The 23,388-nt window shown below is 40.3% G+C and carries 22 protein-coding genes; 20 read left to right on the forward strand and 2 right to left on the reverse strand.

What is annotated here, in order from left to right; translation table 11 throughout:
• The 11 genes from ACEYW6_RS09000 to ACEYW6_RS09050 all read left to right on the forward strand — a co-directional run bounded on the left by ACEYW6_RS09000 (position 1) and on the right by ACEYW6_RS09050 (position 13,857).
• The gene (locus ACEYW6_RS09000; RefSeq protein ID WP_412979439.1) at positions 1-1,830 is read left to right on the forward strand and encodes a TrbI/VirB10 family protein; all 1,830 of its coding nucleotides are present in this window, start codon (positions 1-3) and stop codon (positions 1,828-1,830) included.
• On the forward strand, positions 1,827-2,651 hold the full coding sequence (locus ACEYW6_RS09005) for a hypothetical protein (RefSeq protein WP_412979440.1): 825 nt from the start codon (positions 1,827-1,829) through the stop codon (positions 2,649-2,651). The genes ACEYW6_RS09000 and ACEYW6_RS09005 overlap by 4 nt, the downstream gene beginning before the upstream one ends.
• 5 nt (positions 2,652-2,656) lie before the next feature.
• Positions 2,657-4,069, forward strand: a complete 1,413-nt coding sequence (locus tag ACEYW6_RS09010; protein ID WP_412979441.1) for a hypothetical protein — start codon at positions 2,657-2,659, stop codon at positions 4,067-4,069.
• Between the two features lie 143 nt (positions 4,070-4,212).
• Entirely contained in the window at positions 4,213-6,000 is a 1,788-nt protein-coding gene (locus ACEYW6_RS09015; protein WP_412979442.1) for a type IV secretory system conjugative DNA transfer family protein, read from the forward strand.
• A gap of 86 nt (positions 6,001-6,086) precedes the next feature.
• Positions 6,087-8,597: a hypothetical protein gene (locus ACEYW6_RS09020; RefSeq protein ID WP_412979443.1), complete on the forward strand. Its 2,511-nt coding sequence runs from the start codon at positions 6,087-6,089 to the stop codon at positions 8,595-8,597.
• Between the two features lie 301 nt (positions 8,598-8,898).
• A complete protein-coding gene (locus tag ACEYW6_RS09025) occupies positions 8,899-9,705 on the forward strand; it encodes a hypothetical protein (protein ID WP_412979444.1) in 807 nt (268 codons plus the stop codon).
• A gap of 4 nt (positions 9,706-9,709) precedes the next feature.
• Complete coding sequence (locus ACEYW6_RS09030; protein ID WP_412979445.1) at positions 9,710-9,910, forward strand: hypothetical protein; 201 nt, start codon at positions 9,710-9,712, stop codon at positions 9,908-9,910.
• Positions 9,911-9,983: 73 nt separating this feature from the next.
• Positions 9,984-11,402 (forward strand): DUF6884 domain-containing protein, encoded by a 1,419-nt coding sequence (locus tag ACEYW6_RS09035; RefSeq protein ID WP_412979446.1) that lies wholly within the window; start codon positions 9,984-9,986, stop codon positions 11,400-11,402.
• A gap of 28 nt (positions 11,403-11,430) precedes the next feature.
• Complete coding sequence (locus ACEYW6_RS09040) at positions 11,431-12,273, forward strand: hypothetical protein (protein WP_412979447.1); 843 nt, start codon at positions 11,431-11,433, stop codon at positions 12,271-12,273.
• 364 nt (positions 12,274-12,637) lie between these two features.
• A complete protein-coding gene (locus ACEYW6_RS09045; protein WP_412979448.1) occupies positions 12,638-13,093 on the forward strand; it encodes a hypothetical protein in 456 nt (151 codons plus the stop codon).
• A gap of 2 nt (positions 13,094-13,095) precedes the next feature.
• Entirely contained in the window at positions 13,096-13,857 is a 762-nt protein-coding gene (locus ACEYW6_RS09050) for a hypothetical protein (protein WP_412979449.1), read from the forward strand.
• A gap of 218 nt (positions 13,858-14,075) precedes the next feature.
• Here the strand turns inward: ACEYW6_RS09050 and ACEYW6_RS09055 are convergent, their stop codons facing one another.
• Both ACEYW6_RS09055 and ACEYW6_RS09060 read right to left on the reverse strand, forming a co-directional pair.
• Positions 14,076-14,459: a nuclear transport factor 2 family protein gene (locus tag ACEYW6_RS09055; protein WP_412979450.1), complete on the reverse strand. Its 384-nt coding sequence runs from the start codon at positions 14,457-14,459 to the stop codon at positions 14,076-14,078.
• A gap of 230 nt (positions 14,460-14,689) precedes the next feature.
• Positions 14,690-15,103: a hypothetical protein gene (locus ACEYW6_RS09060; RefSeq protein ID WP_412979451.1), complete on the reverse strand. Its 414-nt coding sequence runs from the start codon at positions 15,101-15,103 to the stop codon at positions 14,690-14,692.
• A gap of 35 nt (positions 15,104-15,138) precedes the next feature.
• Here ACEYW6_RS09060 and ACEYW6_RS09065 point away from each other — a divergent pair, with 35 nt between their 5' ends.
• The 9 genes from ACEYW6_RS09065 to ACEYW6_RS09105 all read left to right on the forward strand — a co-directional run bounded on the left by ACEYW6_RS09065 (position 15,139) and on the right by ACEYW6_RS09105 (position 23,360).
• Positions 15,139-15,381 (forward strand): hypothetical protein, encoded by a 243-nt coding sequence (locus ACEYW6_RS09065; RefSeq protein ID WP_096732793.1) that lies wholly within the window; start codon positions 15,139-15,141, stop codon positions 15,379-15,381.
• A gap of 63 nt (positions 15,382-15,444) precedes the next feature.
• Complete coding sequence (locus ACEYW6_RS09070; RefSeq protein ID WP_412979452.1) at positions 15,445-16,635, forward strand: tetrahydrofolate dehydrogenase/cyclohydrolase catalytic domain-containing protein; 1,191 nt, start codon at positions 15,445-15,447, stop codon at positions 16,633-16,635.
• Positions 16,632-17,465 carry a glycosyltransferase family 2 protein gene (locus ACEYW6_RS09075; RefSeq protein ID WP_412979453.1) on the forward strand — a complete coding sequence of 278 codons (834 nt, stop codon included), beginning with the start codon at positions 16,632-16,634 and terminating at the stop codon, positions 17,463-17,465. Before ACEYW6_RS09070 ends, ACEYW6_RS09075 begins: the two co-directional genes overlap by 4 nt.
• A gap of 94 nt (positions 17,466-17,559) precedes the next feature.
• Positions 17,560-20,280 carry a DEAD/DEAH box helicase gene (locus tag ACEYW6_RS09080; protein WP_412979454.1) on the forward strand — a complete coding sequence of 907 codons (2,721 nt, stop codon included), beginning with the start codon at positions 17,560-17,562 and terminating at the stop codon, positions 20,278-20,280.
• Positions 20,281-20,387: 107 nt separating this feature from the next.
• Positions 20,388-21,134, forward strand: coding sequence for a hypothetical protein (locus ACEYW6_RS09085; protein ID WP_412979455.1), 747 nt, complete (start codon positions 20,388-20,390; stop codon positions 21,132-21,134).
• A gap of 28 nt (positions 21,135-21,162) precedes the next feature.
• A complete protein-coding gene (locus ACEYW6_RS09090) occupies positions 21,163-21,378 on the forward strand; it encodes a hypothetical protein (RefSeq protein WP_045873837.1) in 216 nt (71 codons plus the stop codon).
• Positions 21,379-21,454: 76 nt separating this feature from the next.
• Positions 21,455-22,447 (forward strand): bifunctional DNA primase/polymerase, encoded by a 993-nt coding sequence (locus ACEYW6_RS09095; protein WP_412979456.1) that lies wholly within the window; start codon positions 21,455-21,457, stop codon positions 22,445-22,447.
• A 2-nt stretch (positions 22,448-22,449) separates the two neighbouring features.
• Positions 22,450-22,932 carry a hypothetical protein gene (locus ACEYW6_RS09100; RefSeq protein WP_412979457.1) on the forward strand — a complete coding sequence of 161 codons (483 nt, stop codon included), beginning with the start codon at positions 22,450-22,452 and terminating at the stop codon, positions 22,930-22,932.
• Between the two features lie 5 nt (positions 22,933-22,937).
• Positions 22,938-23,360 (forward strand): hypothetical protein, encoded by a 423-nt coding sequence (locus ACEYW6_RS09105; RefSeq protein WP_412979458.1) that lies wholly within the window; start codon positions 22,938-22,940, stop codon positions 23,358-23,360.
• Positions 23,361-23,388: the final 28 nt, after the last annotated feature.

Below are 23,388 nucleotides of genomic sequence, written 5' to 3' on the forward strand. Positions count from 1 at the left end.
ATGTTACAGCTAGATAATGAGGCTTCCAATAAGCATATATCTTCCGTAGATAGTCTTTTACCAATCGATAGTACAGAAGAAAATGAAGTTGAAAATTCACAATTTGAGGTGGTTGAAGAAGATGAAACTGAAGTAGAAGACCCCGCGTTAATCCAAACTAAACACGACTTTGTTACATCTCCCTGGTCAAGGTTAGGAATTATTGGTGGTGCATTCGGTGCTGGGTTTCTAGTTATATTTGTTGTCCTCAACGGCATGATGAATGGGAGTGGTAAAAACGCCAAAAAACCAGAATTAACCCCTACCCCAACTCCCACGGTTGCCGCATCTGAGAAAAAAGAAGGCGATGTTTATGCCAAGCTTGCTCTCGCCAAGCAACAGGAAGAACTTGATGCCCTAAATGGTAAAGCTAACACGGGAGACAAAGAGGAGAAAAAAGAAGCTACTGAAGAAGAACAAGCCAAAAACCAAGAGAAAACCCGTTCTATGCGACAACGAAGGGTAGTTGCTCAAGAAACTCCCCCTACTTCCAGAAGACGTGTATACCGGGAAGAAACACCCGAACCTGTTAGACCAACACGTAGAGTAGTGGCCTCACAGCCAATACCACCTCTGCGTCCTAGCGCTCCTCTGCCAAAATTTGCCAAACAAACAGTTGCTAGCAACCAGAGTGTCGCCAAAGACCCAATAGCTGAACTCGAACGCCTGCGTAACCTGGGTTCGGTTGGTAGAGTTGAGTATATGCTAGCCAGTACCACTGTCAGTGAACCTACAAACACAACAGTACAAGAAGTTACAGCTAAAACTGAAGAAACATTACGCCCAGCAGAACAAAATAGCGATCGCTCCCGTCGTCGCCGTAGCCGACGCAGCGAGAATACCGAAACAGTTACCAATACCCCTAATCAAGTTGAAGAACTGCGCCCGCGTTGGCAACCTGTAACCACAAATGATAGTACTCCTGAGCATAGCAATACTGATGACAAAGATAATAATCAAGCCGTGCCAGTTATTTATAGCTTCTCGGTGAAAGAGCCACAAACCAGCTCAGAACTTGACAAAGAAAAGTCCGTAGAATCCAGTTTTGCTAGTAATAAAGAAAACAACTCCACTCTGCAAGTTGAGCAAGTTGCAAATAACTACCTGCCAGAAGAAGCGCAGATACTCCAAGAAACACAACCGCAGTATTTAGTTGTCGGTTCGTTTGCAAGTGCAACCCTGGTAACTCCGCTCGTTATGCCCCAAACCAGTAATAACGCTCGTTCCCAAGAACAGACAAATACATTACGGTTTGTCGCCCGGTTGGACGAGCCGCTTTATAGCAATACTGGTGAAATAGCCATTCCCGCAGGAACACAGGTAACTATCGCTATGATTTCGGTTGATAGCACATCAGGTGTGCGTGCCGAAGTCGCGGCCATCCTCAAAGACGGCACCGAATATCCTCTATCACCTGGAACGATATCAGTTTTGGGAGAGGCGGGTTCGCCCCTAATCGCCAGACCTTACGACGACAAGGGATCTGAAATTGCCAAATATGATGCCACATTAGGGACAATAGCTGGTCTTGCCAAGGTAGGGGAAATTATTAACCAGCCGGATGAAGAAGTCACAGAAGATTTGCCTTTAGGTGGGACAAGAACCCGCAGCCGCAATAATAAACGCAACTTAGGAGCTGCTTTCCTTGAAGGTGCTTTTGGCAAACTTGGCGAAACAATCAGCAAGCGGACAGAACGTGCTACTGACGAAATCAACCGCCGCCCCAATGTTTGGTATGTGCCTAAAGACACCAAAATCACAATCAAAGTCGATAGGTCAATCAAGCTGTGAAACTAAGAGATATAGCCGATTTTAGTTTAAGGATGCCTTGGGCGATCGCCTTTAGTGGATGTCTCACTATCGCCTCAGTGCTTGCACCAAACCAACTTGTACTAGCAAATACTATCCGTCAAGTTGCAGCGTCCCAGGTATCAGGGGAAAATGCTCAATTGCAGACAGTTAAGGTCTGGCCCGGACATGGGGTATCAATATCGTTCTACAACACCAGAGAAATTATCAAGAAAATCTGGCTGGATGACCCATCTAGGTTTGTTTTTGATGTAGACGGATGTCTTGAGGGCTTGGGTAAGTGTTCTGGAAACAGTACAGGCGCTGGACTAATTCACATTCGCCGCATCGAGACAGTCAAAATCCCCGGTTTACCACCAGCTTCTTACGGGGCGCACATGACGGTGATTACCGAATCTGGCTCAACAAGGAAAAGCTATCACTTCCGGATTGTAGCGGGCAGTGGCACACCAGAGTACAGCCAAATTGAAATTATTGGCGATACTCCCAGTAAACCTGAAGAAGTAAAACCAAAGGTCAATTACACCGCATTATCTGATAGCAGACATATCGCCAGAGGAATGCAAGTTGCTCTAAAAAACCAGTGGGTTATGACAGACAGCAAGCTCTGGAAGCGTCTGAACCAACTTGTTGAGTTGCGATCGCAAGGAGAGGAACTTGTCGTCGCCGCCAGCACCGCCGGAGTATCAATGCAATTGGTTGAAAAACTCATGCTGTTGGGTGGAAAGCGCTTGTTAGAAATACCTCCACAGCGCACTAACCCTCTCACAACAACAAATCTAGGTAAATCAAGTTTTAGATAACAGTGATGTATACCGAAAATCTCACCTCTAACAACCAAATTTTAGATACTACAGCAGAGGTCACTGCGATTGTACCAGTGAGAACTGCAAGTCAGGAAACTACTCACAACAAAACCAACCGAGGGCTTGAGTATCGGATGGAAAAATTTAATAAATTACGCTACCTGATGGTTGCAGGACTTATTGCTGGGCTTGCCCTACACGGATTAATCCGATATGGAGGTAGCTATAATATCGGCAGTCTCCTATTCGGTGATAAAGCGGTAGCTCAAACAGTTTCATCGAAGTATTCAAATTTGAACACTTCGATAGATAAGACTAAACAAACCAAACAGCCACAGCCCGTTGCAACTAAATACGTCAATGGCGCACCTACTCCCGATTGGAGCAGTATCACGTTTAGAAACATGAAATTTGGCGGTGCTGGCAGTGTCGAATTCCCTAATATCAAAAACCCTGGTATGAAGGAAACACGCACCTGGAGTGCTGGGCAAAGCCTTGCTGAAGTCATGGAACTGGGTGATTTTGAAGCAACTGAGTTCAATATTGAAGATTTCACGCTTGAAGATATTGCCGAAATCACGGGCGTTCAACTCAAAAATCTCAAACTGTCAGATTTTGAAACACTCGATTGGCAAACACTCGAAGACCTGGCTGAAGCAATTCCTAATTTAGAAGATTCAGAAGTCGGAGCCATCCCACCAATTCAAGAACTAGTAACCAAAGTTACAGGCAGCACCGCAAGCTACCAAACTGTTGGTGAGGTGCTGGACAATTATCCCCAACTGGGAGAAGTGGAACTTGGTGAGTATGTCAAACTTGATAAATATAAACTCACCAGCATCCCTGGTATTGAGGATGCACAGCTAAAAGACTTTACTAACTGGCAAAACACAACAATTGGTAAGGTTCCGGGATTAGCTGATGTACCGTTCGATCGGTTCCCCAGTGTTCCCATCCCTGATGTTAGCTTTATCGGCAAAGTAGACTTACCCCTCGGTTCCCTTGAAAGCGGACGCTGGAAGTCAATAAGCGGTAGCTATCAAGCTGGGTTTAATGTTCCGTGCGAGAAAACCTGTGGTCACATCGAAGTTTCGGGTAGCGATATTGTAACTGGCGCACAATGGATGTCCGGTAAAGACCAAAAAGTTAAAGGCGGATTTGGCATCTTGGGCAGCCTCAACGGTGGAAAAGAACCCACAGGTCGCCACCCCTTTGGGAAATCATTTAAACAAGTCATCTGGGACATTAACGAAGCGGACGGCAGTATCACCACCGCAATGTTCTTCCGTATCTGCAAGCGGGGGTGGGTTGACTTGGGTTGCTCGCCCTACTTCATTGGCCCAGTTCCCTTCTTCACCTACCGCGAGATAGATCCAATTATCCTTGGTACACCCCTCACCGTACCTAAAAATTAACAAGTAAAAAGGCAATCATAGAAGAATTTATCCTCTTTAACTTTTGACTTGGAGAGGACACACCAGATAACAAATGAAGAAATATGCAACTTCACTTCACCGCATATTTCTTCGATTTCCTCATGCAATTAACACAGATTAATATGAATAATTATCTGTTTGCAACTGCTAAAACTAAGACAGTTAGAGAAGTAAAGGCTGCTCATAAAAATAGCAATGCTGACTTTAGTAAGTATACAGATAAGTTCATGTCACCTCAAGGTTTGCTACTTGCAGGGGGAATTGGCTTAATGTTACTTTTACAGCTTTTTGGTAATGGTAAAAAAGGTAAGCTTGCTACTAGCTATTGGGGTGGAGCAAAGGAAACCGCCCAAGCTAAGAAAAAAGCCCTCAAGCAAATCGTCGCTCCTAAATGTGATAGTGCCAGTTTATATATTGGAGTACACAAATACAAGGGTCAAAAATTACCCCAGGGGAGTGGGGGAGTACCAGTTTACGTACCCGATGTCCAACGCGGAACTGCTGTAATTGGCGCACCTGGTAGCGGTAAATCATTCTCGGCTATCAACCCGATGATTTACTCAGCAATTCACCAAGGTTTTGGTATAGTACTATACGATTTTAAGTATGCCAGTCAAGCCAAAATCGCCAGTTATGCCAAATCCAAGGGGTATGACGTACATATCTTTGCACCGGGATTTCCCGAATCAGAGGTATGTAACCCAATCGATTTCTTGCGCGACAGTAGCGATGCTGAAACCGCACGGCAGTTAGCTACGGTAATTAACAAAAACTTCCGCCTGTTAGGTAATGCGTCTGAGGATGCCTTCTTTGGCCCCGCCGGCGACCAGTTGACGCAGGCTATTTTAATGCTAACTAAAGAGTTTGGCGATGCCTCCGGCGGGCATAGCCATCGCGCTGATATTATGACGGCTGCGGCAATACTTTCCAGCGAGAAGATGGTCGAACGCTTGATGGCAGCCGAACTAAACCCTTGGATTAGGATAGCTTTTGGTCAATTATTTAGCTCGGCTGGCTCAGAGAAAACTGTAGCGGGTATTGCTGGTAGTGCTTCATTGATGTTCACCCGGTTCATGGCAAGGGGTACATTAGGATGCTTTGTCGGTAAAACAACCTTGCCCCTGGAGGTAAAACGCAAACAGATGATTATCTTCGGGTTAGACCGCGAACGCCGCGATGCTGTCAGCCCCCTGATGACCAGTATTCTTCACATGGTAGTTTCCCGCAGTATTGCCAAAAAACGTAAGGAAGACGGCCCATTAGTAGTGTGTCTTGACGAGTTGCCAAGTATCTTTCTTCCAGATTTATTTAGATGGCTTAACGAATCTCGTTCCGAAGGATTCTGCGGTATCCTGGGTTGGCAAAATATGGGTCAGCTTGAAAAGATTTATGGTAAAGAAATCTCTAAAGCTATCCTTGGTGCGTGCGGTACAAAATTTGTTTTTAATCCTGGTGAGGAAGAATCAGCACGATTATTTTCTGCATATTTAGGTGAAGAGGAAATTAAATATAAACAAAAATCTCGCTCAACGGGAGGGGGTAAATCCAGCACATCTATCAGCGAACAAGAACGGACTCGCAAGCTATTCGAGCCAGCCCAATTCCTCAAATTACCACCTGGTAAATGTCTATTTATCAACCCTGCTTATAGTAATAAAAATGAGGGTTCAGTACCACTATTAAAAAATATCAAAATCCCCAAATATATCATTAGATTAGAGCAAGAAAATGACACTAACTGGGATAAACTCATCAAAGAGCTTGCTAGGAAAAGTACCCAGAAAAAACCCACACAGGAAGATTTAGATTTACGAGTCAAGGAAGTAGATCGGAAGTTCCCTATCCCACAAGCACCCGTACAAGCGGGCAATGCACCTTTGCCTGTTGATGCGTACAAGAGCTTTTTCTAAAAACTTTAAGTTTGATGACCAACTGGTTTTTATAAAGCACAGTCATACTGTTTGAATTTATAGATTATATTCACCACATTTAATATATGTTTGACTCCAGACACACTCAAATTAATGAATCATATTTAGGTACAGCCGATACTGCAATTCAAACAAGTCGAGAATTAAGTAAAAGCCTAATTAATGCACTTACTAAGATAACTAAAGTAATTCTCGAAAAACTCAAAGAATCCCAAGAAGCAAGTAAAATTGCCGTTGAAGTTGGCAAAGATATTTACAATCTTGTACCTGATGAATCTACCCCTGGTGCATATAAATGGGAAAAGGTAGATTTAACCAGCCAAAGTATAAAAAGCAATCAAGAAACTAATATTGTGTTAATGCCCGATTTATTGATAGAAGGTCAATACACAATAGAAACTGAACCTTTTACTGACTATCAAGCACAAACAATTGCTGCAAGATTAGTAGAGGATGTACCCAATTTCAATAGTGATTATCAGCAAACAAGTGATAATACTCTGAAAATTACAGCTTATCTAGAGTCAGATGATTCAGAAAAACAAATCGTTATCTACGAACAAAATAGCGAAGGTAAATGTACAACTAATCTGGTCACTGAAATACTTACTCCAGATGAAATAATAGATGTGGCAAGTGAACCACTAGTTAAGCTACTATCTCCATCTGCTGACATTATTAATAATTATAAAGATATAAAAGAGTTATTATTTGATGATAAAAAACCAGATATTACAGAAGTAACTCCACCATTAGACAATTTACCAGTAATACTGAACGAAGATAATCAACAATTAAATTCTGAAATTGTAACCACACCAGTTAACTTGGATTACGAAGAAGAGGAAGCTGTGGTTGGTTTTCTAGATGATATCGATATTAGTAATCCACCCGACTTTGACTCCCCACCAGATGTAGATTATTCTCAGTCTCCTGTAGTCAAAAACTATCCTAAATCAGTAGAGCAGACACTCAACGAACAATCTGAAACTAACATTCAAGCAGTCGAATCAAATACTTCACAACAGTTACTACAAGATGAAAACAGTGAAAAAAGTTCGTCTATAAATCAAGAAACCAACTTATATGTTGAAATAGAAGTAGATAACAGTTTTGAAGATGATGTGGTTAATAATCTTCAAGAAGAAATCGCACAGTCCGAAGAAACTATTCAAATTCGACGGATAGTTACTAGTAACCATCAATCTCAAAATCAAGCTGAAGAGGAGATAAATAAAAATGTAACTCCCAATCATTTTTTTGCACAAGAGCCAGAGGAGCAAGCAACTAATAATCGAAAAAAATATGCACCTGAATTTACCTATCAAGAAGTAGCTAATTCTCAAGATGTAGAGCCAGCAGCGCAACAGTGGGCGCGTCAGGTTGAAGTACCTATTTATCAAATTAATAATAAACAAGCGCGGGAAGAACGTTACAACGGGGAAAATAAAGACATTGCTGAAACTGCGATCGCAATGTTAAAAAAATACGGCACTCTTGAACAAGATGGGTCACGTATTTACCGTAGCGATACATTTGTGATTCGCCAACAGGGAGACACTGTTAGCATTCATCGCCGCAGCGATGAACTATTTGGGTGGGAGAACTCTTTAATGGATTTTAAACTCAACAAAAAAGAGGAACCCAAAATCACGAAAAAGCCTACAGAGATGTTACCTGTCGAACGTCAGGAGTTTCTCATTGTGGCAGAATACTTAGGCGACAATGGCAAGCTACCTGACCTCAACAATGCCGATATCCGTGATGTAGCAAACAGCTTGGGAAGTCTTGCACCTGCGGGCACGATTAAAACGCTGGAAGTATTTAAACAAAATGAGATGTTGCACACCCTGAATAATGTCCTCATCCAGGCTGATAAGGAAGAACTTACAGTAGGTGAATTTACCATCAAGCGATCGCGCAACCCCGAAAAAAATCGAGCCAGCTTGCAATTATTTAAAACTACTGAAGAGAAAGGTACTCAGGAACTTGTCCGGTTTGACCTAACTAAAACCGAAGCTGGCATTACCAAAGAAGTCAGCAAGATGAATATCTCTGAGTACGATATCAACCAAATTAAGTTTATTGCCCAAAACGCCAGCAAACTCAACTTGGAACAAATCTTTGGTAACGAACAATCTACTTCCACAGCCGCAGATGCACCCAAAAAACGAGTAATACAAGCAGTTGGCGATCTGCCTGTCACAGTTCACCCTTACATCGCCGAGGAATGGGCAAATATGGTCAAGCATGGTGGCCCTGACTGGGGAGGGGCAATGAATCAAGGCAATGAAGAAATTCTACAACGGATAAATGAGAACAACGGCAAGTTACCAATTGCCGACCAGCGAGAGATGTACTTCAAGATTATGACCTACAAGGCAACTGAGGCACAAAAGCAAGGAGAAACAGTCGTCGATTTTGTCCCGCTTCAAGATATTATGAATGACTTACAAATATGGCGAGGAGAAGAAATTCGGCAGCAATATACTCCTACTGAACACATACCCTCCCCTCAAAAGCAAACTGTCGCTGCTGCTGCACCTAAAACCAAGTCAAGAGAAGTTGAACTATAAATTACCCGTCACCAAGTTTGAAAAGTTACATTGGCAATATAAAAACTTGGTTTTAGAAGTTACGCAAATTTACATCAGTTGCAAAATTTTAACTCAACAAGTTTTTTATTTATTTTAATGATTAGTTTGTTGTTTTAAATAACACAATTCAAGTAAAAATTACTACGTAAAGCTCACGCAGATACTCAATGTAGTATTTCAAGCGAAGAATCAGAAAGTGAGCTTAACATCCGAATTAAAAAATAGAAATTCACCTATCAGGGGATGGTTTGACTCTAGACTAAACCAAACAGTTATGAAAATGATTAATAGCCATAACCAACTATTAGAAAATCAAGAAGTTATTAAACCAGTTGATGGTGTAGATTTTCCATTAGTAGGAAATGCGATCGCCAAAGCACTAGCTAAGTATCTAGGAAGCATCTATGAAAATAAAACATGGTTTACTAATTGTCTTGCTCAGGTTGGAGCCACAGCCCTCAAAATAGAATATGCTTTCGATTATTGCATTACAAATTCCAATTCACTTGAAGAAGAAGCTCTAAAGTGTATGCTGCTGGGTGCGTTAGAAAATTATGCACGCAGCCGTAACATACATGAAATTATTCAACCTTTTCTACAAGGAGAAAAAACCCTTCAACTTGAACCAGAATATTTCAAAAAATGGCTTCCTAGTATTCAAGATACATCCCAAATTATCGGTATTTTACCTTGTACTTGGCAAACTGTAGCTAATCAAGTGAGTGGAAATATCACCTGCAATGCTTCATACCCTTTAAGTGAATATCTTGGAGGTGCTGATTGCCAGATAATCGCTGGAAATACTCTTATTGATGTACGAACAACTGCCAAGAAGCGTCCCTTCTCTTTAGAAAATTTTTACCAACAAATTAGTTATGTTCTGCTTGATAGCAATGACACCTATTGTATCAATCAACTAGTTTGGTTTTACAGCCGTCAACAGTCGGTATTCTTCTATCCCACTAACAAAATATTCCGCGACTTACGAGCAACAAGGGAAGAATTTAAGAAAATGATTCTTGATAATTATGAAACAAATAGACTAGCAGAACAAAATAAGGGTTTATATCTTCCCGTGGAAGGATAAAAATATGATTCAAGACTTTCAACTTAATCCTAGCTTCAATATTTACTTTGATGGTATGGAGTATCATGCCAAGATCCACTTTGATGATGCTTTTGAAACTGAAGCAGAAGAAATTGCAGCAAGTGATATTAGCTCTCTTGCTACTAAAATCTCTAATCGTTGGCGGCAGTATCTTCTAAGTATTGCAAATAAATACAAGCAGTAATCGACCAATTATCCCTCTCCAAGCAGAGGGTTAACTCAACGAATAAAATTCAAAATTTGCTCGTTTAAATACTATGAAATTAGGTTTCTATCCAGTATTAGGTAAGAGCGATTTTGTCAGAAACAAGGGTGAAAAAATCCCGATTTGGCAGTTGCTTGAATATCAGCCTGCGGGTTGGCTATACTCACTCGCTACAAAAGCAGAAATTGTTCCAGATAGTCTGATTATTCATGACTGCGGATCGTTTAACTACCGCGACCAAGATATTCCTACTCTCAACGGTAAATATGTTGATGCCCACTGGTCTATTCATAGATATCGAGAACGTTCAAAAGTCGGTGATATTATTGTTTGTCCTGACCATTTACTTGTAGGAGAAAATATTAGAGAACGGCAAGAATATAACCTTCAACAAGCAAAAACATTTATCCAACTTGCTAAAAGTTATCTTCCCAATAGAATCCCCCTAGCAGTCATCCACGGGCAGTCTCTCAGTGAACGCCTCGAAGTAGCTAAATTTCTTCTGGGACTTGGATACCGCCATCTTGGCATCGGTGGCCTTGTTCCCCAGGCGAGGGAGTATTCAACTAACTTGCACATTATCAAAACAATCACTGAGGTTGTGCGTTCACGAAGTGACTCGGAACGAGTATCGCCGTTCGCGAAGCGTGTCCGACAGGACAAGGCGGGCGTTTCGCCATCGCACAGCGACTCCGCAGGAGTATCGCACGAGCCAAATGTTCATCTACACGTTTTTGGACTATGTTCGCCCCAGTATGCCAAAGCTTTTACTCAGATGGGATTATCCTTTGATGGTTCAACTTTTATCCGAGAAGGACTAGGCGGTGGGATGTTCGTCAGTCATGAGGAAAAACTAATTCGGATGCCAGCCCACTGCACGCCAAAGTGCAACTGTCATGTTTGCAGGGTTCTCCACCGACATAGGATTGACCCTCGGCTAACAAACAAAGGACGGACGCATATTATGGGAAGAATCGCCCACAACCTCAATCTGGCGATCGGCATTTACAGAAAATTCATTCCCAAGAAAAAAATTTACCTGGTTGCTGGATGTGGCAAACAGCTTCCCTACTCTGCTGCCGCCAAAGACTTATATTGTTCGCAGCACTTTCAAGCTTGCCGTCGCTACGTAGAAGAAAAAGAATCAAGATGGTATATCCTGTCACCTTTACATCAAGTTCTTAACCCAGAAACAATCATCAAGCCCTACGATAAATCCCCCTATTCCTTATCTCATCAGGAACGTATACTATGGGCGGAACAAGTAGCAGAAAACCTCATACAAGTTGCATCTTTGGAAATAGAGTTTGTATTCTTGACGGGCAAGCTTTACAGACAGGAGGTAACACCCATTTTACAGGCGAAGGGATACGAGACAAAAGTACCCATGCAGCACCTAGCCATTGGACAACAACTTGCTTGGATAAAGAAGGAACTGGAGCAAGAAAAACAGCTTGTTTTAAATATTTAACCCAGCAGTAATAACACCAAAATGATTTATGGAGACTACAAAGCGAGTAATTAATATAAGTGGAAAATTCGGTAGTTGGACTGTATTAGAAAAACAAGGAAAGCAAGTATTATGTAAGTGTGATTGTGGAATTCAAAAACTTGTCTATAGTCACACTCTCACCAATGGTCGCTCAACTAACTGCGGTTGTAAGAAAAGAAAAGAATCTATCCCAGTTGGTGCAAATTTTGGGAGACTAACAGTGATATCTGATGTAGAAGTTAAGGGGAAAAGGGGTGAACTACTCCTCCTTACCTTATGCAGATGCGGAACCCAAAAATATGTTAGTAAAAATAGCTTAAAAAGAGGGCTTACGCAAAGTTGCGGCTGTTTGCAACGCGACAGCCTCAAGACTGATAAAACTATCCACGGTCACTGCAAAAGCCACGAGTATAACTCCTGGTTACACATCAAGCGCATCTGCTATAACAAGAACCACCATCAGTACAAATATCATGGCGGGTGCGGAATTGAAGTAGATGCATCCTGGCGTGATAACTTTACCCAATTTCTAAAAGATATGGGATTAGCACCCGAAGGAACAGTTATATCTCGGATTGATCAAGAGAGTGACTTTGCCCCCGGAAATTGTCTGTGGATACCCAGAAAAGAACATTATCGTCAAATACATGTATTAAGAAGAAAAGAATTCTTTATTTCTCAAACTTTACCCAAACCAGTCGTTACCAATAGTGAGATTAATGTTTCACCAAACATTGTTCGAGCAATCATCAAAGATCATGCAAATGGTGAAGCCAACATGAATAAACTTGCTACACAATATAAAATTAGCACTCAAGACGCAATAAATATTATCCTTCACCACGTTTAACTATCAATTTATTTTTAATAAAAGTGCGCCATCAATTAAAAAGGCGCACTTTTTATTTTCTAGCAAGCATTTAGTTTTAAAAAGCACATCAAATTGAGAGTAGATTAATCACCACAATTGTTACACACATCAGCAAGGTAGACATTGATGATTAGTAATTTAGGAAATAATCACTAATATCTAAAGTGTTGTACCTGAGTATAAAGTTTACTGCAATAAATAATATTTGCAATTTGAAACCAAGTATTCATACAAATACGAAATCATTATTTAGGTAGACAAAGTACCTAAACTTTCTACAACAGACAAAGTTATCAATTAGCTGAACAAGCAAAGCCTCAAGTCAAAATTATAAAACTTGCACATGATAATACACAACGGCTCTTATATCTGGTTTCATGCAGGACAAACTGCTAGATGGGGAACTATAAATGCGATTAAAGCATTGCCATACCTAATGATTGCATACCAAATCGACGGACAATGGTACAGTGACCCCTATTTTTCACAATCTAAAAATTTAGAACATAAACCAGTAATCCCTATAAGTTCAGCAATTATTCATATACCAAAAATAACAGTTGAGTTACAACCAATTGTTCAATTATGTGCTGGATTTAGGAACAAAAGAATTCATAGTCTTTGGGTGGTTAATGCTCCCGCTCAGGTATTGAAACATATATTAGAGTGCAGCCAATGGGACAGTATATCACTCAAGCAACTACTAGCAACTTTGCACGAATTAATTCTTTATGGCTATGAAGTTAAAATACTTCCCGCCAAAAAGGAAAGCATATCCGCTATCGAATGGATGGAATAATAATGACTAACAGCAACCAACAACTCACACTTTACTATCCTTGTGTGGTTCAGATTTTAGATCAGTTTGTACAGACAATATCAGTTGAGTTTTGGATACAGAATCCAATAAACAAAAAATGGAATTTGTTACCATTTAAAAATGGTGATAGTACCATCTCGAATTATACAGATGCGACAACATCGCCTATAATGAAATATCTTAATGAAGAATATCCGTCTATAGAAGATTTTTTACGAGCGAAAAAAGAGGAAGGTGTAGACTATCCCATTCGACATAAAAGAACTTATCTGACAGTTAAGGGTGCTGCATCTCACAAACTATTCTGGGCATGGACAAATCCTCAAACTAATAAAATTGAACGCATCCATTGGCATCCTTTAGCTATAAAAGCAAAGGCAAGTGAATATGACAAAACTGACTACTCAAATATAACTCCAGTCAAGATTGTAAATGGAAAATTAATCACACTTGAAAAGGATAATTTACCATCAAATAGAGCAGCTTTTTCAGAGTTTATTGCAGACAGAGAAGAAAACCTCCGCCTTGCACTTGAAGCCATGAAATCACCCAATCCTGATGCCGCACTCGAACTACTGGCCATCATGGAAGAAATATCCAAAGACTGCTTCTACGCCAGTTGGATTATGGGCAATGGATACAATTTAGAATCAATTCTTAAATCCTGGAATGGCACTAGCAACGTCAGCTACGGTAGTGGGGAAATCACACATCAACAATTAGCACTAATCCCGGATTTCTGAACTATCCCAAGGTTGGTGGTTTTGGGATGAAGATAAGGATACTGGCGTAATTTTCCAAAGTTAAACTTACAGGAAAATCGCCTGATTATTGGGGCTAAGAGTCTTGCGATCGCTGTACACGATCGAGAATGCGCTTGCGATTAACAGTAGCGCATTTTTTATACTCAATATACAGAAAAAGGCCGCCCTAGAAATGCCTGTTCGCTCTTTGCGCGTAGTTAACTCTTTGGGGTGGACGATGGAAGTGGACAGACTTCCATCGCTTGAATCAAGCCGTGTTCAAGGGTGAATCGATGACCTACGTGCTGATCGGCAAGAACTGCTCCATCCTTGTCACGCACGACCTGATGCACATCGACCAAAATGCGCCCGCCCTCCTCCAAGTAAAAGGTTTGCGGCTCAACGTGCGGATCGATCTCGCTCCATTGCTCCGTCCAGTAAGCGCGAACTTCTTCAGGCCCACGGACAAAACCGCCTTTGAACGCTCTCGGCCAAACCACGTCCGGAGTCATGAGGGCAAGGGCAGCGTCAATGTCTCGCGCGTTGAACGCTGTGTACGCCGCACGGAGCAATTCGATTTCTGGTGCTCTTTGATCTGACATTTATTGGTATGGTAAAGCAGATGCAGAAAGGACTAATCTAATATTTATTGTACAGAGTTTAGCTGAAGCTTTTTTTATCGACACTATCATGCCTGATGTCAGCTTTATTTCGAGGATTTCCCGTTTTTAATTCTTCTATTCTAAGGAAGGTTGTTTTATATCCACATTTCGCACTTCAAAATGTATTATCTATATTTTTAATAAAATTCCTAATAATGTTCAGGTTATACTTACAACTCCATATCGCAATTCCGAGTTGGAGAAAATTGATATTGCCTTTGTCTTGCAGCCGCTATTTCAAAAGAGGTATCAAATTCCGTAACCTTTGTTCCAAGTTTTAATTCCTCGTATAAAGGCACACCATCGCCATCATTATCACTAAGAAGAATCTTGGTCATGATATGAGCTGGGGCAACTTGCGCGAGGCGATTTACTACATTAGCAACAAACTCGTTAGATGCTTCGCAGCCATTAAGGTATCTAATCAAAGCATCAGCAGTAGCCTCAGTCATCTTAGCTGGGTTTTTTACCCCCGCTTCCAGAATAAAGTCATCGTAAATAGTTTTCTCGCTATCAGTAAAATTTTCCTTGCAAGCTTGTTGGATAATTAATTCAGCCTGCTGTTGTTGATTTAAAATTGTCATAGTGGTTTTTAGATATTGTTAAAAAAGTAACAGATATGACACATTATGTTTGCGATTTATATGGCAATACAAACTGGAATCTTCCAATAGAAGAAGTCACTGCTAGAACATTCAATACAGAACAAGAAGCAGAACAATGGTTCAAAGATAAGTGTTCTGGTAACAGTATTGAATTTAGTGGCTTCCATGACACTGAACGCTACGTCACCAACTGGGTTTCCTGCAACGGTAAAGAAGTTGGTGAAATCACTAAACGCCCTAGTTCCAATGAATTCTAATTAGGAATTCAGAAAATTGTCTGGTGCAAACAATTTTCTGGATCAAATTTAACTCCATATTAAATGACACTCATAGACGGACAATTAATACGAGAACACGTAAAGCAAGAATGTCAAAGATACAAATCCATTTTTCAAGCATCTCAAAAAGAAGTAGCAATCATCAGATTTGAGGCTTCAGAAAATGCCAGCAACGGACTAAGAGCTAGATACGAAGCAGCCAGAATCTCAGCAGAACAAAAAGTAGCAACATTCAACGCTATTGGCATTACTCCCAATTATATTGTGCTGTCACCCAATATTGCAGTAGAGCAATTTGGCAACATTATCCAATCCATTAATGAAAATAGTAAGGTGACTGCTGCTATTGTTCAATACCCAATTCCAGCTAAGTTTACAAGTTCAATTGGGCTATTAGAACCACAAAAAGATATAGATATCGTCCGTAGACAAAGTAACAATTTCTTTGAAAGTTGTGCTACTGCTGAAGGAATCGCCAGAATTGTTGAGTCCTACGCACAAAAGGATTCCAATGTTGCTGTTGTCGGCGGAGGTGGTTTTGTGGGCAATGGTGTCATCAAATATTTAGAAGCAAATAGAATCAGCTGTTTCTGTTTGGAAGACGGCGATGACTTGAGTAGAACTCAAGCAGCTGACATTGTGGTATCTGTCACTGGAAGACAAGGAATTTTGACTCCTTATGTACTCCCGTCTCATCGCTTGATTGTCGATGGTGGCTTTACACCTACTGCTTCTGGTGCTGCTGGGGATGTAGATCGCAGTGCTTACAGCATACCCCAAAACATTACGCCCGTCCCTGGAGGCGTTGGCCCGATAGAAATGGCAATTTTAGCAGAACGTTTGGTAAAAATGGATTTGGGCGTAGAACTTAGGAAATGGAACTACCAGCAATTACAGCAAGAACAAATGCAACGCGCTACTATAATTGCCCCCATAGCTAGAGTGTTCTTCGCACAACAAGCAACTGCTTACCCTCAATCCATTCGCACAGAGAGAGAAAACCGATTTGTCTTGGAAGGCAGTAACTACCAGATTCGCTTCAATAGCACCACGCAAAGTTTAATTGTTGCCAGAACCAATGAAAAGCTAACGTTAATTCGGCTATCTCTTGCAAGTAATCAAATTGAAACCGCTAGAGGTATAACAAACGAGGACGTAACAAGATGGCAACAAATTCAAGCTGCGATCGATTCAACAACAACGCAATCAAATGATAGAGGTATGGAGCTTTGAAATTATCAATCATCACTGCAACATACAATAGACCTATGCAGCTTGCATCTACTGCACTGCCAAGCATTCAAAGTCAAACTGACCGCAATTTTGAATGGATCGTCATCAATGATGGTGCTAATCCGGACACCAGAGATATTATCACCAGTATTAGGGCAAAAGCTGATTTCCCTATCATCTACATTGAAATGGAACACCCTGACCCTTACAGTGGCTTTGGCTTGTGCTACGCCCGTAACTTGGGACTAGATGCAGCTGGTGGTGACATTGTTTCATACCTGGACGATGACAACAGTATAGCTCCTGAATTTGCTGCCTCAATGCGGCAGTACTTTAAACAACATTCCAATATTCGATATAACATAGCAAGACAGCAGCGCCGCCGCGATGTCATCCGCAATGGTAATGTTGTTCGTCAAGGAAAGCCGTTTGTTTCGCCTAGCAATTGCTGCTCCTTACAGCAACTTTTATGGCAACAAGAGATATTTGACAGCAATGGTTTCGTCCACTACCGAAGCAATGCTCCTAGATGGAACCCCTTGTTTCAAGTATTCGCAGACTACGAGTATTTGCTGCAATCTGCTTGCATTTGGGGTGAAAGCGGCTTTGGTTTCAATGACAGCATTCTTGTTAACTATATCCAGTCTTCTATTGGTATTATTGGTAGTTCAAATTACGAGCAATGGGCAACTGAGCTATCGCACATTGTCACTAATCAAGCTAACTATTCCCTCCTTAAAAGCAGTATTGTTGAACGCTTAGAACAGCTTGTAGATAGTTATAATACTAAAGCACAAATTTCATTAACGCCAAAAGCGTTTGCGTTTTGACAATATAAATCAGAGCATCAATAGTATAGCAATAACCAAAACCACTACTTTGGACTAACGCCTACCTGCTAAAACAGCAAGTAGGTAACTTTTTATGAACCAGCCTGAATGGTTAGAAGCAAACAAGCAGGTTTATTCCAAAGAACATGGTGTTATCCATATCGCCGCCATCATTGAGAAAAACCTTTACTTTAAAAAGGGTAGTTTAAACCAAATTATTTTTGACTGGGAGCATGAGGTAAATAGCGGTAACTTATTACCTCTAAACCAAGCACCAACAGGTAAAAGTATTCTCTACCAAGAGATAGCTGCTATACTTGATGGCTCTGGAAAATTACAAAGCTGTGAAGTAATTCCTGCTCAAGAAGCTAAACTTTATCCCATTCCAGATGATATTCATCCTCTAGTTAAACTGGCTTTAAGTAAGTCAGGAATCAGTCAATTATATTCTCATCAAGTAGAAGCATGGCAAGCTTACAAAAAAGGAGAAGATATAATTCTCCAAACTCCTACCAGCAGTGGTAAAAGTATTTCTTTTCTCATTCCAATCATTCATGAATGTCTAAAGGGTAAATCAGCTTTAGTATTCTTTAACTTGAAAGCACTGGCATTTGACCAGGTAGAGAAAATACGTTCCTTTGTTAGCCACTTAGATGAAAATATTCGCCCCCAAATTCTCAATATTAATGGTGATATTCCTCCCCAAGAGCGCAAACAACTTTACAGCAATCAACCCTCAATTTTATGCGTGACTCCTGATGTATGGAACCACGAGCTAAACAACTACCAATTCGATTCAAACTGGGGATTTAGAGAAACAATTAGGAAACTTTCAATCATTGTCTGTGACGAAATGCACTTTTATCAAGGCATATTTGGTTCGCATTTTGCACTACTTAATCGGCGAACTCAACTCATGATAGAATCTGTCGGCAATGATATTTCAAAATTACAGTACATCTTTGCTTCTGCAACAATTAGTAACAGCAGCGAAATTGCCCAGAAGATATCTAATCGAGAAGAACAAAGTAATCTCGCTATTATTGACCAAAGTGGGGCAAAACGCTCGGAGATTACTTTTATTAGCCTCAAACCACGGAACAATACATTTTACCAAACTGCCCAAGTCGCAGCTATGCTCGTAAGTAAAGGCATAGTCGGGATTTGTTTCTGCGATAGTAGGGAACTGGTTAAGGTTTTAAGTAATGCCATACGTAAAGCTTTAATCGAGATGCAACTGCCCCACCTGGGAGAAACTATCTCAGCATTTTATGGGAGCATGAAGGCAAATCAGCGTAACAAAATTATTGCAGATATACAAAGCGGGAAGGTCAAGTTCATTATATCTACAAGTGCTTTAGAGGCGGGTCTAGATATCGGGTCTATTGATGCGACTATCGTACATAGTTACCCTGGCTCAATTCTTGCCTTTCGCCAAAGGGCAGGACGTGCGGGGAGGCAGGAAGCAGGACTATTGGTGTTTATTCCGTCGAAAAGGTCGATTATGGATTCTTACTATGCCAATTACCCAGAACGCCTTTTATCTGATCCTCCAGAAATTATCAACTTTAACCACAATTATGAAACAAGTTTGGAGCAGCATATTCTCGCTTGTTGCAAAGAAAGTAAACCGACACAAGCTCAAATTGCCCGACATTTTGGTAGTTCTGGTAATGCGATCGCCCGACAGTTAATCGGTGATAATCAACTGATATTTAGCTACAATCAAAGACTGACAACTAATCGAAATCTCGGTTATGTCCACTCAAAAATTAAAGTTAGAGGCAACACTGACCAAAACATCAGTTATATCAATCAAGATAGCGCAGAAGAGTTTGAGGAAAGTTCAGCATCTTCTGCACTAAGAGAAGTTTACCCTGGTGCTATATATCTTGCTCAAGACTTTGATGGCAATCCCGTACAGTATAAATCACAAGAGCTAAATCTAACCGAAGGGAAAGCCATTCTCAAGCCAATTGAAGCAACCAATATATTTAGTCGTCCTGAAGGAAGCCTAAATTTCGAGGAAATTAAAATTGTCGGGGAAGCCAAAATTATCAATCTTCCCCAAGGGGCTGCTAGATTTACACCTGTTTCAGCCAAAATCAAAGAAGAAATTTCTGGCTACAACTTGTACAGGCTGGAACAAAAATGGACTTGTACTAATAACAGATGTCGCAACTTCAATTTAAATTTACCTGGACACTTACAAACTTGCCCTGCTTGTAAAACCCAACTAATTGAACGAGAATTTGTCGAACTATTGGAGGAAAATAAGTACGAGGAATCACTTGCTCTTAACTACAATACATTCTGCGTTAGGGTTGAAATTAACGCTGACGCACGAAAATATTTTTCAGTTGTGGTCAAAAATCACAGAAAAGAAATACTTAATAAACAGAAATATATTACCAATGAGGAGAAACAACTATTTGAAAGCAATGGAACCCAAATTTGCGTTCATACTCTCGCTCATCACCTTATACTCAGTTTACCACTTGTCGAACATGGAGCAAACAGTCGAGATATAGATTTCATGTTAGTAGAAGTGCCTTCTAATACTAAGATAGTTGGCTATTTCTTCGATACCTGTGAACATGGTACAGGTATGTGCGATACCCTTATCAAGTATTTAGAGACTGCCTTTATTAAGGCAAAGTTTCTAGTCGATAATTGTCCTTGTAAATACGGCTGCTCTTCTTGTACAACAATTCAACGCTGTCCTGATGATAACGAAGCACTGTTTAAATCAGTTGGGTTATCTCTACTAAAGGAAATAATCAATCCCACAGAGACAAGAACTATTAATCAATAGTTAAGATAATCCTATCCAGCTTGGGTAGGATTATTTTTTTAGTAATTGAACCACATACATCGCTTACGCACAAGATTGATGAAAGTTTTGAGAATAAACAATAAACGATGTACGTCGAACTATTAGCTGATTCAAATCCAAACCCTAAAAAATTTCAAATTATTCACGCACCATCATTTTTACTTGCAGAAACAAATTTTCAAATAGGAGATTTTGTCGAGTCGAACAATATTGATTTTATTATAAATCATGCTGTAAATCTAGGGTGTCAGGTGAAAATATCTCATCCTGAAACCCAACAATATAATAAATATCCTCTTCCCAAAATCAGTGATGAACTAGTCGATTTGATAATTAATTATCCATCAGACTTAAAACTGCGAACTAATGGGATGGTTTTTGAACAAAGGGCATATTTAATGTCTAAGGTTTACGCCGAAGTGTGCCAAAACCTTGAATCAAAAGCTCTTTTAAGAGAAGCAGAGTATTGGCTGATAAATTACGCACGAGAAATAATTGCCAAACAATGTCATTACTTACCAGCTATATTAATGAAATTAGATAACCCAACTGTGAGAGCAATGGCAATAGATACACTCATGCTCTGGCAACCAGATTGGAACAAAGCTATCTCTCAATATAGAGGAAGTAGATTTGAGGCTGGCAATAATGAGTTTGAGGTTATTAGCTACTATCACAATCAAAAAAAGAAGGGTAGAGAGGGGATAATGGTACTGTGCAAGGTAACAAAAACTATGAATAACTATCTTGAATTTCCTACATTTCCTTACAATGCAAACTGTACTCTTGGGACTTATCAAGTCGAAAATGCACTTAACAAAAGGTTAGCTTAAAACATAATCGCCATCTAAAATATTAATTATGGACGAGCAACAAATCAACTATTTCATAACAGGTATTTGTACGTTTCACTGGAATGCTGATTTTCATAAATTCTGTCAAGTTTGCAACTTTGACCCTAACCACACCTATTCAAAAGAGAAATGGCAGCAGTGGCAACAATTTGTATCCGGTATTAAAGCGTTTGACCAAAATACACTTGTTAAGCTAGTTGAAGCAGGCCATCAATTAGCATGACAGTCATAATTTCCAACCACTACGGTTACTAACGCACTCGTGCATGAATTATCGAAATAATTAGCCACATGAATTCATGCACGCCCAAATCCGTCATTTGGTATCTTCGCTTGACAACTTACCCGAAGAATGGCGAATCGTTCCTACTTTTGGTAAACGTCCTTTAGGGAAAGAATGGGAAAAAAATACTTACTCTCCCAAAGAACTACAAACTGAACTCATCCGCCGTCGGCTAAAAGTTTGGACAAATAACAGATTTATCACCCCCACTGGTGTAGCTTTGGTATGCGGTTTCAATCATCCTCAAGGGTACTTAGTAGCTATTGACTGCGATGGGGAAACATCCTGGCGACAAATCATTCAGATTAACGAACATTCTGAACCAGAAGAACTTAACCAGCTAACACCCATCAGCGAAACTCCTATGGAGTCGTTACACGATCGCGCTCAAAAATATCTCCCTCCCACAATTGCATTTACCTCTGGGAGGAAATATCGCAGCCAACGCCTATACCTCATTCCCAAATCAAAAGCTTGCGATGTTAAATCTCGCAAAATCAAAACTGGGAAGGAGGAACACCTAGAATTTCGAGGCAAAAACCTAGCTTCAATCCTCCCCCCGTCCTTTCACCCAGAAGGTAGAAATTATAAATGGCTTCCCGGCTGTAGTCCATCTGAACGCCAAATAGAAATAGCTCCCGATTGGGTAATTGCCCAAATGCTTGCCAAACAGGAGAAAACAAGAAAGTTTAACCTACCCAAAGAAAAATATAACCGCAGATATGGGGTAGACAGGTACGCTCATATAATTCCCTCAATAGAAACCAATATTCAAACCGCACTTGTGCTACTCGAAGTCATCCACCCTCGGTTTGCAGATGATTACCATTCGTGGATTCAAGTCGGGATGGCACTCAAGAGTGTTAGTCCCATTTTATTTAAGGCATGGGACACCTGGAGCCAACTTTCTCCTAAGTACAAACCAGGCGAATGCGCCTACAAATGGCAGTCTTTTAACAAGACAGGTATCACCATCCGCACCTTATTTAGATTAGCTAATCTCTCTTAATCATGAGCAATCAAACATCACCTGACGAGAATGCAACTGGCTTTGAACATAACTGTAGCAGTAAAGATTTTAATCCTGATATTCAGGATAATCTAAATTTAGAAGAAACATTAGATGAATCAGCAAACACTGAAGTTATAAGTCAAGATTTATCTAGCGGGATAACTTTTACTAAAACCGCCATAATTACAATTCAGTTAACACCAAATTCTGAAAAAGCAATTGTCACAATTGGAATTCAAGATGCACCTCCGATTATTAAGATAATTAACTTAACTGAGATAACATCTCAGCCTGTCATAAATAACTGGCTACAGGATTTAGAAAAATCTCTCCCAGAAATGTTAAATATCTGCAAACAAAGGATGGAAAAGCAGACTACAGAGCAGAATCGACAGGAACAATCCAGACAAGTACAAAAGCGTAACCTACCTGAAGATAAAGATAAAAAACCTGCGCCTAATAACCAACTATCACTATTTTAATTACCATGAAATACATTGCTATTATCGAAGGGCAAGAAATTCCTCTTGATGAGGCGATCGCCCAGGATGACAATACCCTCAAAACAGCCATTAGCGTCTACTTTCCAGAGTATGCTAATGCCGAAATTGAACGGCAAACAACTGATGATACAGTTTCAATTCGTTTAGTAAAAAAAGCAGGTACTAAAGGAAGTCTATTTAGGGAATTGAAAAATAGTTATGAAGAAATAAATCCTGCACTAAAGTTAGGATGGCAGATAAAGCTTCTAGAGATAAACAGTCAAATTAATCTCGAAAATTTAATTACCTTACAACCTGAGATAGATAAAGCTATCAAGCTCGGTCAATCTTGGGAAACCTATAGCGAAAAAGTTGCTCAAAGCCTTAAACAGCAACCTGCTATTACGAGTAAATATCCTGTACTGTAATCACAAATCTATAGCCGCTATAACTCGT

Origin of the sequence: Nostoc sp. UIC 10607 (assembly GCF_047228265.1) — a bacterium.
Taxonomy (GTDB): domain Bacteria; phylum Cyanobacteriota; class Cyanobacteriia; order Cyanobacteriales; family Nostocaceae; genus Nostoc; species Nostoc foliaceum_A.